The organism is Paraburkholderia bengalensis (assembly GCF_037126505.1).
GTDB classification, from domain to species: Bacteria; Pseudomonadota; Gammaproteobacteria; order Burkholderiales; family Burkholderiaceae; genus Paraburkholderia; species Paraburkholderia bengalensis.
Genome location: NZ_JACFYJ010000159.1, coordinates 1 through 12,358, shown reverse-complemented (window position 1 = coordinate 12,358; position 12,358 = coordinate 1). Strand labels below are relative to the sequence as shown.

Sequence of the window (12,358 nt, the reverse complement as noted above, 5' to 3'; positions counted from 1 at the left end):
GGCACAGACCGGTGTACCGGACGTAGCCTACGAGGCAGCCCGCGCCGTGTTCAATGAGCGCGAACTGGTTGACCTGACCATCGCGATCAGCCTGATGAACACGTATAACCGGATGGCAATCAGCTTCCGGAACATGCCTCAGGCCGTGATGGACCAGTAAACGGCACGGTGCAGCACAGCGTGAATATCCGCGTGGCAATGTCATAGCTATCACTCGCCGCACAGGACGACAGCAGAAATCCGCTCGTTGAGAAGGAATTGGACTATGAAAATCCGTAGCTTTTTGAGTACGGCTTGCGCAGTGCTTCTGATCCTGATCTTGGTGTCCCTTCGAGCGCCCAACGTGCGTGCCGCTGACCGAGCGCCTGAGCCGGGCCTCCAAATTGCGAAGACGGCCCATAGCAGTTCGGACGTCGTGATCTCCGACAGCGAACTGGCACGCGACGCAGCTCAGTCGATGCCATGATGCGCCTCCTGTATCTGAAGAAATTTCGACGCACTATCGTTTCCACAGCAATGGCTACGCTGCTAGCGGCGACCCCATGTAGATCCATCATCGACATAAGGTTTTCTTGGCGATCGAGTCCTCTTCGTGTCCGGAAAGCACGAGGGGCAATGCATCCACAGAGAGGACGAGCGTCTCGCCAAAGGGTCTGGCTGCGCTGACCTTGAGTGCCTCTAGCCGTATTTGGACGGATTCGAACGCGATCAGCGTCAGGCTTCGCCTCGATTAATTTCGGCGAGCAACGCACGCCATCCTGCCTGGGATCAACCAGGACATCGTTGTGATCCTGCTCGGTCAGCTTCAAGGGATTGTTCGACTCGTCCACTAATCAGGCGGCTAACCCTTGGTGCGGGCACATAGCGCTACATTCCGATCGATCATTGTATATGTCGATAATACGATGGTATGTGTGCCCGTCGCCGCCACTTCTCGATGGTCTAAAGTCCCTTTGCAGAGGGACGCCTTTGCCGCACGAATCTGACGTTTTTTGGATAACTTAAGGAATCGATATGAGCAACTACGATTTGGGCGAAGAAATGCAATCAGGCCATCATTCGAGCACCGGCGTGTTGGACATGAAGATTGAGATCATTATTGTGCCCGTGTCGGACGTTGACCGTGCGAAACGCTTCTATGCGAATCTGGGCTGGCGCCTTGATCTGGATTACAAGGGCGACGACGGGTATCGCGTGATCCAGTTCACGCCCCCGGGGTCGGCGTGCTCGGTGATGTTCGGAAAGAACATCACGCGGGCAGTACCGGGTTCGTTGCAGTCAGTCCATGTTATCGTTGACGACATCGTTGCAGTGCGCCGCGAACTGCTCCGCCGTGGCGTCGACGTCGGCGAGCCCTATCACGATTCAGGTGGCGTGTTCCACCACGCAGACGGGAAAGGTGTTGTCGCGGGCCTCAATCCACAGCGGAAAAGTTACGCCTCATACGCTTCATTTGAGGACCCTGACGGCAACAGATGGGTACTCCAGGAGGTTACCGCACGATTGTCGGCAGATCTGGAAGTCGGTGACGTCAGGTTCACTGATGAGGTGGTAAGAGCGATTCATGCGACTTCAACGGACTGACGCTCGAGCAGTGCTTTTAATCCGAGTGGGGAAGCACTGACGGTCACAATTTTGCCAGGCGCTTGTAGAGGACGAAATGTCCAATAATGGTTCGAGCGCAAACGGTCCCGATCTAGGCCAGGGCGTGCTGATCGCGTCGTCGGCAAAACAGGGCTGCTGGCCGGGCTTGTCGGCGAGGACTCGGTGCTGGTTGCGCGGGTCGGCGATGAATTTCTCGCCGTCGATGCGGCTCGTACGCATTACCATGGACCGCTCGCCGCGGGGTTGATCGTCGACGAAACGGTACCATGCGGTGGCGTCACGCGTGCGTTAGCATGCGCACCGGGCGAGGCGGTGCGCGGGCCTTCACTGAGTCGACGGCGATTCGGAGGTTTTGGTGCTGCAAAAGCTCGCTCGACCTGCGAGCGTCAAGGTCGCGCCGGGCGACGTGCTACGGAAGATGGCTATTTTTACCCAACCCCCGCAAACTGAAAATCTTACAAGGCTTCCCGGGCCTGTGACCTTACCCCGCCGAGTATACCATTCGTAAGTTAGTGGTCTCGCCGGTTTTCGGTTGATGCAGTTGCCGGAATTGGTCCGGCGCCAGTTGCCCCAAGGCACTATGCGGGCGCACCGAATTGTAGTCCGTGCACCACGCTTCGATTCGTTTGCGTGCATCGTCCAGGCTGACGAACGCTTGCTGGTTCAAACACTCCTCGCGCAGTCGGCCGTTGAAGCTCTCGATGTGCGCGTTTTCCACCGGCTTACCCGGACGGATGAACTGCAGTCTGACGCCATGTTCGTGCGCCCATGCGTCGAGCGCCTTGCTGACGAACTCCGGACCGTTATCAACCTGAATCGGACCCGGGCGCCGCCCCTGCTGGCGTAGCTGCTCAGGCACGCGCGCCACGCGAACACCCGTCAGTGAGAAGTCGACCTCGATGTGCGGACACTCACGATTCCATGCGTCGATGATGGTCAACATGCGAATGCGTCGACCATGCACCAGTGCGTCAGCAACAAAGTCCATTGCCCAGCTTTCGTCTGCGCCGTTCGGCGTTTGCATGACCACGCGCAAATGACCTGGCCGCTTCTCTCGTCGTTTCAGGCGAAGCGACAGACCTTCTGAGCGGTACAGCCGCTCAGTGCGCTTGTGGTTCTCGACCAGGCCCTGCCGCCGTAGCAAGACATGCAGGCGGGGCGAGCCAAACCGTGGCCGATCCTGCGCCAGCTCGCGCATCCGTTGCCGGCCTTCGTGGTCAGGTACCCCGTGATTTCCATGCAGATTACGACGGTAGCGCGCTCTAGCTACGACAGTGGTTTGCGGTCTGCCTCCGATAATATGTTATTGAAAATCATGGGGTTGCTGTTTCGGGTTGGTCGTCAGCCGCATGCCGCCGTGTTCTGACGATTGTCCGTTGCCTTACTGTTATTTTCCGGCTACGCTGGTCGGTCCCTCTTGCGTTTGCGGAGCGGACGACGATGGAACACTGGCGACTGGCTTCCAGATCTTGGAACACTTCGCACTCTTTATGAGACTCGGGCGCGTACGCTTTTCGATCATCAGGTGCTCGCCTACGAGACGCTCGGCTTTGTACCGATGGCCGAGCATCAGCGCCGCTACGTTGTACGCTGGCTGAAGGAGCGGCTATCGGGGCGTCCGAACCGGGCCGATCTGATGCACGAACTCAAGCGCTGGCTTTACGAGCATCGCATCCTGATCCAGCAGGAGCGCGCGCTCAAACTGCTGCTTGTGCAGGCTGCACGCGATGTTGAATCTGCCCTGGTTGCCAGCCTGGCGCAGAGCTTCGGCGAAGACATGCTGGATAGATGGGGTTCGTTGCTGGCACAGCCGCACGGATCATTCGCCAGCCTCCAGCAGTGGCTGTGGTCGGTGCCGCTGCGCAATTCAACGCATCAGATGAACGACCTGTTTCGCAAGATCGACCGGCTTGTGGAACTCGGTGTACATCGCGACTGGCCATCGGCATGCAATGAGGCGGCAGTGCGCCATTTTGCCCGCCGCTGCGCGAGTCGCAAGCCGTCGGTCAGCCGGCGCATCCAGCAGGACACACGGCGGCTGGAAGTTGCATGCTTCATGCGGTATGCGCTTTGCACAACGACCGACCAGCTGCTGTCGATGCTGGGCCGCTGGATTCGCAAGGCGATCAACGAGGCCAACAGCCGGGTGGCCGCAACCCGGCAGGATCTCAAGGCCCAGGTGCGCGATCTGGCGGAGGCAGTCAGGGCAATTGCCACAGACGTGACCCTGTCACGCGATGAGATGGTCGAGCGGCTTTGCGCGCTGGCTGATGCGGCGCTGAAGCAGGACACGCCGAGGCGCACGAGCCTCATGCGTGCGCAACTGGTTTCGAAGCGGCGCATGGCCCGAGCCATGCTCGTCAAGCTGTTATCGCTGCCGTTCGACGCACAAGGCGCACATCCCGTCATCGACGCGCTGGCGTTGCTTCGCCGACTGTACGCGGACAAATCGACCGAGCTGCCCGAAGGCACTGCGATTCATCTCGGCAAAGCTTGGCGCCGCACGATCGAAAGCGAAGACCGAAACCTGGCGCTGCTCGCCTTCGAGTGGGCAACGCTTTTCGCACTGCGCGTTGCCTTGCGCAATGGATCGGTCTTCGTCGCTCACAGCTTTGAGTTTCGCAGCCAGGCCACGATGCTGATTTCCGACGACGAGTGGCAGGCCAGGCGCAATCACTACTACGGCCATCTTGAGCTGCCGCAAAACCCGAAAGACTTTCTCGCGCCGGTCATCGAACATCTCGATGCGAGCCTTGAACGTCTGCACGGGGCGGTCGCAAGCGGCGAGGTGCGTATTGACGCCGCCGTCCACATCGGTCCTCTCAGTGCCCAGCCACACGATGCCGCACTCGAAGCGTTGCGTCGCGCGATTCTCGAACCTCGGCCCGACGGACAGTTGCCGAGGATCATTCTCGAAATCGATAGCGCCGTGCGTTTCAGCTGGGTCCTGCTCGGACGCGAACCGCGCTCGCGCGCCGAACTGCTGATGGTCTACGCCGCCGTCCTCGCGCACGGCACGTCCATGACGGCTGCTGATATCGCGCGCATGGTGCCTGAACTGTCGGCGAGCGCAATCCGGCAGATGATGAACCGTATCGCCGACGAGCGTATGCTGCGTCAGGCTGCCGACGCAGTGCTCGAGTTCATGCACCGGCATCCGATTGCAGAACACTGGGGCCGTGCCGACCTCGCCTCGTCGGACATGGTCTTGCTGGAAACCACGCGAACCGTCTGGCAGGCCCGCGCCGATCCGCGGCGTCGCACAGCCTCGATCGGTGTCTATACTCATATGCGGGACCGCCGGGGCATTTTCTACGATCAGCCGATCGTGCTCAATGAGCGACAGGCGGGCGTCGCAATCGAAGGCGTGATCCGGCAGGACAGCACGGACGACGTGACGTTGCTCGCCGTTGACACGCACGGGTATACCGATTTCGCGATGGGGCTCGCCCGGGCTCTGGGCTTTGACCTGTGCCCCCGGCTTGCCCATCTGCGGGATCGCCGGCTGCACGTGCCGGTGGGACATGCGATACCGGCGCGACTCTTGCCGGTTGCCGATCGTGACGTGAAACTCGAAGCGATTGAGGCCATCTGGGATGAATTCATCCGCGTTGCGGCGTCAGTGCAAAGTGGACATCGCACCGCGGTTGAGGCGCTAACGCGCTTTGGTTCGGCGGCACGCGGACAGCCCCTATACGAGGGTGGTGTACAACTTGGACGGCTGTTCCGGTCGATCTTCCTGATCGACTACTTCACCGTACCGGCGTTTCGCGGCGAACTGCAGCACGCGCTCAACCGTGGCGAGGCGGTCCACAACGTGCAGCGCGCAATCCATCAAGGCAAGATTCCCATCGAACTCACGCGTCACCGCCATTCGATGATCGCCGTCTCGTCCGCCCTGACGTTGTTGACCAACGCCGTCATGGCGTGGAACACCCTGCATATGCAGCAGGCGCTCGACGTGATCGAGCAGATCGGTGACCAGCCGGTCGAGCCTCGCTATCTGCGCAGCATCGCACCGACCTCACTTGAGGGGATCAATTTGCGCGGCACCTTCGATTTTCCGATCGCCGAGTACGCGGATCGGCTCATGCCAAGTCTCATTGTCACGAGGGTGTCGTCGGACTCGCAGAGTGCGCGCGGGCGATAGTTGAGCGCCGGGATCAATGGTGTGTCGGCACGAAGGCATCGGCTTCCCTGGCAATCCTCTTGATGTTCAATACACTGATAAGCCCGTAGCCATGCGCTACGCATGATTCGCGTGCGGCCCCATCAGATCAGTCTGAAGAACTGTGATCTTTTGTCAAAAGCGTGGCGGATCTGACACTTGCTGACAGTCTTGCGTAGCTCTTTCCGATATTCTGCGTCGCGCGGCTCCTGCTACGGGACAGCGGCGAAGGGGCATCGACGCGTGACACTGCCGTAGCCTTCGGTCCACTGCTCAAGCGGCGGTGACAATTCTTCACTTTCGCTGATCCGGATTTCCGGCACAGTTCGGCGTCTTTCCCATAAGCAGTGCGAATAAAAAAAATGAACAACAGGATCTACCGGCTGGTGTACAGCAGACTCCGGGGCATGCTCGTGGCCGTCGCGGAGACGGCTGCGGGCGTCGGCACGGGCAATCAGGGAGAAATGACCGTCCGTGCGACATTTTGAACCTCTCGGCCGCGAAGGAAATCATTCTCGAAAGCGGCGGCGCATTCATCAAGATCGCGGACGGCAATATCACGCTGGGCGGGCCCGGCGACCTGTTCCTGAAAGTCCTCACCATCCAGAAGCAGGGGGCGCAGTCTCTGAATTTGCCGATTCCGCAATGGCCTGTCGCCGCCAGCGCTGAAATGTTCAGCCAGCGGCTCGATGTCAGTCCGTTGCTCGGCAAGGAATTCTCGCTTCCTCTCCACCATATTCCGTACAAGGTGAAAGACTCCACCGGCCGAATTTTTGACAGCGGCATGCTGGACGAAGCCGGAAGTACAGGGCGGACGTTTACCAAACAGCCTTCAAAGCTGAAATACCACATCGGCAACGATCCTTGGCGTCTGTTCCTAGACTCAAAGCACGCCGAGATCGACAACGAGCCTCAGGAATAAGGAAGCGAGCGTATGGCTACGACTTTGGACGATGCAGTAACGGGATCAACAACAGTTCTCCCGGTCAATGCTGCCGCTTCCACCGCTCAGGCGACCGTTGAGGATACGGCGACGACGGGCGTTGCTGCATCGGCAACCACGGCCACATCGGTGGGCGCAACCCAATCGGGAGACAACACCACCACCGCGGCGGCGGCCCAGGCCGACCAATCTCCGATGACACAGACTGCTGCGAATGCGTCGTCCAATGAAGCAACGTCATCGCAGGACACTGCTTCGGCGCCTGACGCGCAGTCAGAGGCGCCTGTACTCGATCACGTGTTTGTGGGGCTGGACGGCTCGCCGATCAAGGGGCTCAAATACCGGTTTGAATCAGACGGTTCGGTCATCGACGGTATGACGGATGGCGATGGTGTAAGGCCACCCCGGTGAGGTCGTTCTCCGCGGGATCGGATTGCACGGTTTCGGTATTGACGGACAGCGGTATTTACAAACAGGTCGCCTGTTATACGGTGCCGACAGCCGACACGTCGGCGACACTGATGAGTGGAAGCATGGTACTGGAAAGCGAGACCCAGCAGCACGGCGGCTCGTCCGACGATGCTGCCCGGGAACCGTCGTCACCCGCCAGTGACACAGGTGATTCACAATCGCATCCGGCCTATTCATCCCAAGGTCCGTCAACGGATACGGCTTCGAGTGCGCCGAGTACCGAAAGCGGCAACACTCCGGCAGCTGCGACGTCGGGTAATACCGAAACGACAAAGGCTACGAGCGGGAAGCCAGCTGCGGCGTCGTCCCCGACGCCGGCCGCCATTTCGACAAAGCCATCGACGACTCCGTTGCCTCCCAAGGGCACCACGACGACCAAAGGCGGCTCAGGCAAATCTGCGCCGTCAACGGCCACAGCCTCAACGCGCGACAAACTGGGGCATCCGCAGGCTGCACCGGCCGAGACATTCACGGACTGGGCAAGTCACAAGGTACATGCAGCGTGGCACTTCATTGAAGACCTCTTTGGGTTCGATTCGAATCCGGTGGCAGGGAAAGCCGTCCCGCCGAAAACACAGCCGCCAGCGAAGCCAGGAGGCGCCAACACGAATAGTGCACCAAAAGATCTATCTGCGGTGCAATCCCTGATTACCCATTGCGGAGGGCCAGACGGAGCACTCAATGCCGTCGTCGGCCACGGTCGTCAATCTGAAGAAGATCGCAGATGGTTCGATCACGTATGGAAGCAAGCCTTCCAAACTATCGAAAGGCCAATGCTACATGTACGTGAAGATCGCGCTCTGGCGAGGCAACGCGATCAAGTTTGTAGAAAACAAAAAAGGGGATTTTGACGCAGCGGGCGGTAGCTACGCGAAGGTGGCGGGAGAATTCTTGGTGTCCCAGGGATTCGTGAATGTCACCGATCAGCTTCCAGATGCGAGATGGGCACTGCCTGGCGATGTGATCGTCTACCACGTAAAGGGCGACGCGGAAACGGCCGATGGTCGTGGCCAGCCCGGTCACATTGACATACGCACCTACCACTACTACGTCAGCGACTTCAAGCGAAACTATCTCTGCTTCAGTGGAGGTGGGGGGACGCACTTCTATGAAGTGAGCGGGGTCTACCGAAAGCCAGGATTTTTCGATCCGCTCGCCCTTGCGCGCATGAAAGCCTTTTTGAAGATCATCCGGTCACGGGAGGCCAAAGCATTTTTTGCATTCGGCGATGAAAAAACTTATTTCGCAACGCAAGGGGTGTACAAGATCCAGAATGGAATCAAAGATTTTTCAACCTATCCGCCCAACCCCCAAAAAGCGGAAGATCACCAAGGTGCATACCAGATCGCCCGATCATCTTGGAACCGAGGACACGCTCTGAACACTGGCGCGTTACCTTCAGACTTCAGTCCTCAGACCCAAGACCGCTATGCGGTGTGGTTGATGGAGGGGGAGCCGGGGCGCTATGGTCCGAAACCGGAATATCCTCCGGTTCCCAGTGCCTTGGGTTACATACGGCAGGGTGACATCGATCAAGCTGTGAGTCTGCTCCGTAAGCGGCAATGGCCGTCGCTTCCGGGAGGGGGGCAAGACCAAGGCTACACGATGGCCGATATGAAGGCTGATTTCAATAAGTACCTGAAAGAATACGGCGGAAGTTAGAATTCGATTGGCATTCGAGAAATAAAATTTCTATAGGCCATCCAAAATCACATGAAAAATAGGTTCTTAAAAATTGTTGCTGGGATCGCTCTTTTGGCGACGGCAATTTCGGCCTATTCCGGAGCATCCGTTCGGGATTATATCGCCTCGCGAAACAAAGCCGTCGAGGCTGTTCACGCGACGTACGCCGATCAGGGGAACGAGCGGTTGAGTCGGGCCGCCGATAAGTCGATGCAAGACGTGCGGATCAAATTACAAAGGCTCGTGGGCCCGGTCAACGTAAAGGGCTTTCCCAGAAGCGGCGAGAGCGTTATTGGATCGCGGTCCGACGGCCAGTACGAAGGACTGGATGGAATCGCAGTGACTTCGCTCGATACTAAGACGCGACTTTTCGTGACAACGGTCCCGTTAATGCGGGCCTGGTTGGCGATGCATCGTAAAGATATCAAGCAATTTTCGAGTCTCGAGCGAGCGCTGGGGACTGAGGACTTTTACAACGCGACAGCCATCCTCAGTGATGATGCGGCCGTATACGCATATGGTGAAATCCCCGTAACTGCTCGAGCTGGAGGCTCAACCACAAGGGTCATCCTGTTTGCATTGGGGCAAGACGACCCGGCACCGAATCCTCCCGGCAGTATCGCAGTAGCTGTTATGCAGGACGATCGCATCTATATCCTGACCGAAGGCGTACAGGTCAATGCTATTCCGGCGTGCAAAGCATTGAGTCAACAGGGCACTATCAATTTCGAGCAATGCTTTGCGAAAAAATTGCCATCGCAGAAGGAATACGCACGCCTGATTAACCAGGCGCAAGGACTGGTTGATCGGGCATCCCAGCCGCAACAGCACTAGGGCAGTGCACGCATCTTCTTTGGGTTTTCCCTCTATGTCATGGCCGATTCCAACGCTGACGCCGATTTCATATCCGAAACCGCTCGATCTCCGTGTCTGGCTGCCGGGCCTGGTTGCGCTGGCACTCGGCACGGCAGGCGCTGTGCTGCTGCTTTGGCCGCACGGCAAGTCAACGCAGGGCGTTCAATTCTGGGCGCTGCTTATTGGCGTGCCGCTGGTCAGCTGTACTTTGGCGCTTGGAATTCGGTTGAATCGTTGGGAACGCGAACAGACGATTGTAGAAGAAGCTGAGCGTGAGCAGCGACGAATCATGTCACTCTGGCGAGCCTGGTCTCGTCGTGACGTTCGCGTCACGGCTGCGCTGGCGGTTCTGCCGGTGCCTGTTCCTCCGGCGCAACTGGGTGTTGTCGGCGCGGATCTGCCGGTGAACAGGGGGCGCGCGAAGGGCTTCGCATGGTCGAACGGCAAAGCAGAGACATGGCGACGCACGAAGCTGCTCGGTCTGATCGCGAGCGGATTGCACGCGACCCTGGCTGCACGGCAGGAAATGTCGGTCCGGCTGCTGCTTGACGAAGCTTCGATGGCATCCGTCGACGCGTGGAAAGAGGACGCCCGGAATGCGTTGGGCAAGATCGCGCCGAGGTGCAAGTTCGGCATCGATGCCGAGCCGGCAGTCGGTTGCGCGCCGTTTCTCGCGCAACAGGTCGATCTCGTCGGCGCTGCGCCCCAGCTCGTCATTGCGGCGCAAATGTGGCCTGACGGCAAGACGGAGCATGCCTTCAGTGAAGGTGCCGCGGCGTTACTCGTCGAGCGAAGCGACGCGCACGCAGGTCAGGTTTTTCGTCCCATGACTTCGACGACCGCGACACTCGACGCCGATCTGAAGCAACTCGTCCAAATACAGATTGCGCCTGATCGCATCACGCACGCGTGGCTCACGGGATGTACGGACGAATCGGCGGGGATCACCTCGTCGCTAACTTCAGATCCGAAGACGCCGCTGATCGAACGGCCCTTCGATGACATCGTGGGCGAACCCGGGCCGGCAAGTAGCTGGATTGCGCTGGCCACCGCGCTGGAAGCGTTGGAGACGGGCGGCCCGCAGCTCATTGCGTGGCGGGAGAAGGATTCCGAGCCGCTGCATTTGTGCATGGTCGGTCCCGCACAACCTGATGCCTCGCAAAAGGAACTTTGAGTTGACGTTGAAGAAACATATCCTGGGCCGGTGCCTGATTGCCATTGCGGGGATTGCCATCGTGGCGGCCGTGATCCTACTCACAGTCGACCCGAAGGATCTGGAGACGTGGTTCTCCCGATACCGGTACATCCTGATCGGCGCCGGCCTGCTTGCTGCCGCTGCGCTCGCGTTCAGTCTTCCGCACATCGCCTCGTTTGCTGATACCGCACAGCTTTGTCTTGCCGCCGGAGCTGTTCTGTCGTGGCACCAGACCGAGGTAGGCGGCAAACTCGCGGCCCGATCTGAATGTGTTTGCCTGTCCGATCACGGAGACCGCTGCCGTGGCGGTGAGTACGCCAACGCCAGGTATCTCCGAGATGCGTCTGCATGCGTCATCGTCACGGCGCCATTCGAGAATGCGTTGTTCGATGCGTGCGATCTGCTCGTCGAGTTCACGAAGTCGTGAGAATTGATCCTGCAGGCTGTCAGCGAGCATAGCTGGCAGTTGGTCGGCCAGTGAGGTCAGCGCGAGTTTGGCGGCCTCGATTGATGCCCGGCGCCCCTGAGGCAGGACGACTCCGAATTCATAGAGCAGTCCACGAAGCTAGTTGACCTGCATGACGCGAATGCGGACCAGTTGCTGGCGGATGCGGTGCATTGCGAGCATGGCCTGCTGGTCTTCGGTCTTGACGGCCACGAACCGCATGCCCGGACGCTGGGCGGCTTCCCAGATCGCCGCAGCGTCGGCTGCGTCATTCTTGTTCGACTTCACGAACGGCCGCACGAACTGCGCTGCGATGAGCCGCACGTCGTGGCCAAGTCGCGCCAGGACGCGGGCCCAGTGATGGGCGCTGCCACAGATCCTATGACGAAGGGTCCTACGAACCGATCGATACTATCAACTTGTCGTTACCAGCCCAAGGAGGAGATCATGCGCGCAAATCAAGTGGAAAACGCCCAGGTTGAGATCATTCTGGCCGCCTCACTGGAATTGGCTGGCGCGAAATGGAAAATTGCGCTGCATGATGGTCGACGTGACCGACCCGCGATACACACAATCACCGAGCCCCACTCGGCAGCGCGTTTGCAGGCTGTTCTGGACCTGCTGACGGCCTACAGGGATAAGTGGTCACTCCCTTCAGATACGAGAATCGTGGTGAGCTACGAGGCCGGGCACGTCCACGTACACCAGCAGCGTACAGGCCGGCGCCCGGTCCCTTCAAACGATCGAGTTCGCGCATGTTCAATGTCACGAGTGCGCCAGCCTTCATGAGCGGCTCCCGCATGCGTGCAGAGAGCCGCCAGCTTGCCAGCACCGGCAAAACACGACATTTGTATCTTGCTAGAACACGACATTCTCATATTGCTCTTACATACGTGTCAAAGCCAGATTCAAATGTCCGCTGTCCAGCCAAGTTCAGATGTCCGCTTTTGCGGGGTTAGAAATCTCTATCTCGGGGTTTCAACTCACGCAGTG

Annotated in this window: 9 protein-coding genes and 3 pseudogenes; 10 read left to right on the top strand and 2 right to left on the bottom strand. The window is 59.0% G+C overall.

Features of this window, described 5'->3' with window-relative positions; all coding sequences use genetic code 11:
* A pseudogene (locus H3V53_RS40920) lies at window positions 1–160 on the top strand (carboxymuconolactone decarboxylase family protein); the annotation flags it as partial.
* Between the two features lie 854 nt (window positions 161–1,014).
* Window positions 1,015–1,584 (top strand): VOC family protein, encoded by a 570-nt coding sequence (locus H3V53_RS40915; RefSeq protein ID WP_336602693.1) that lies wholly within the window; start codon window positions 1,015–1,017, stop codon window positions 1,582–1,584.
* 502 nt (window positions 1,585–2,086) lie between these two features.
* Here H3V53_RS40915 and H3V53_RS40910 read toward each other — a convergent pair.
* Window positions 2,087–2,902 (bottom strand): IS3 family transposase, encoded by an 816-nt coding sequence (locus tag H3V53_RS40910; RefSeq protein ID WP_336602694.1) that lies wholly within the window; start codon window positions 2,900–2,902, stop codon window positions 2,087–2,089.
* Between the two features lie 69 nt (window positions 2,903–2,971).
* On the opposite strand from H3V53_RS40910, the pseudogene H3V53_RS40905 reads away from it, so the two are divergent.
* From H3V53_RS40905 to H3V53_RS40875, 7 genes and pseudogenes are all read left to right on the top strand, one after another.
* Window positions 2,972–5,755: pseudogene (locus H3V53_RS40905) on the top strand (Tn3 family transposase); the annotation flags it as partial.
* 380 nt (window positions 5,756–6,135) lie between these two features.
* Window positions 6,136–6,261 carry an ESPR-type extended signal peptide-containing protein gene (locus H3V53_RS40900; protein ID WP_336602692.1) on the top strand — a complete coding sequence of 42 codons (126 nt, stop codon included), beginning with the start codon at window positions 6,136–6,138 and terminating at the stop codon, window positions 6,259–6,261.
* Window positions 6,258–6,695: a hypothetical protein gene (locus tag H3V53_RS40895; protein WP_336602691.1), complete on the top strand. Its 438-nt coding sequence runs from the start codon at window positions 6,258–6,260 to the stop codon at window positions 6,693–6,695. The genes H3V53_RS40900 and H3V53_RS40895 overlap by 4 nt, the downstream gene beginning before the upstream one ends.
* A 12-nt stretch (window positions 6,696–6,707) precedes the next feature.
* The gene (locus tag H3V53_RS40890) at window positions 6,708–7,127 is read left to right on the top strand and encodes a hypothetical protein (protein ID WP_336602690.1); all 420 of its coding nucleotides are present in this window, start codon (window positions 6,708–6,710) and stop codon (window positions 7,125–7,127) included.
* 741 nt (window positions 7,128–7,868) lie between these two features.
* Window positions 7,869–8,849 (top strand): hypothetical protein, encoded by a 981-nt coding sequence (locus H3V53_RS40885; RefSeq protein WP_336602689.1) that lies wholly within the window; start codon window positions 7,869–7,871, stop codon window positions 8,847–8,849.
* A gap of 51 nt (window positions 8,850–8,900) precedes the next feature.
* Entirely contained in the window at window positions 8,901–9,704 is an 804-nt protein-coding gene (locus H3V53_RS40880; RefSeq protein WP_336602688.1) for a hypothetical protein, read from the top strand.
* Window positions 9,673–10,899 (top strand): hypothetical protein, encoded by a 1,227-nt coding sequence (locus H3V53_RS40875; RefSeq protein ID WP_336602687.1) that lies wholly within the window; start codon window positions 9,673–9,675, stop codon window positions 10,897–10,899. The genes H3V53_RS40880 and H3V53_RS40875 overlap by 32 nt, the downstream gene beginning before the upstream one ends.
* Window positions 10,900–11,086: 187 nt before the next feature.
* Here H3V53_RS40875 and H3V53_RS40870 read toward each other — a convergent pair.
* Window positions 11,087–11,740 (bottom strand): annotated as a pseudogene (locus tag H3V53_RS40870) (IS110 family RNA-guided transposase); the annotation flags it as partial.
* 72 nt (window positions 11,741–11,812) lie between these two features.
* Between H3V53_RS40870 and H3V53_RS40865 the strand changes: the two are divergent.
* Window positions 11,813–12,154, top strand: a complete 342-nt coding sequence (locus H3V53_RS40865) for a hypothetical protein (RefSeq protein WP_336602686.1) — start codon at window positions 11,813–11,815, stop codon at window positions 12,152–12,154.
* Window positions 12,155–12,358: the final 204 nt, after the last annotated feature.

Coding starts and splice junctions, on each gene's coding strand:
- H3V53_RS40915 (WP_336602693.1), top strand. CDS start 1,015: ATGAGCAACTACGATTTGGGCGAAGAAATGCAATCAGGCCATCATTCG.
- H3V53_RS40900 (WP_336602692.1), top strand. CDS start 6,136: ATGAACAACAGGATCTACCGGCTGGTGTACAGCAGACTCCGGGGCATG.
- H3V53_RS40890 (WP_336602690.1), top strand. CDS start 6,708: ATGGCTACGACTTTGGACGATGCAGTAACGGGATCAACAACAGTTCTC.
- H3V53_RS40885 (WP_336602689.1), top strand. CDS start 7,869: ATGCCGTCGTCGGCCACGGTCGTCAATCTGAAGAAGATCGCAGATGGT.
- H3V53_RS40880 (WP_336602688.1), top strand. CDS start 8,901: ATGAAAAATAGGTTCTTAAAAATTGTTGCTGGGATCGCTCTTTTGGCG.
- H3V53_RS40865 (WP_336602686.1), top strand. CDS start 11,813: ATGCGCGCAAATCAAGTGGAAAACGCCCAGGTTGAGATCATTCTGGCC.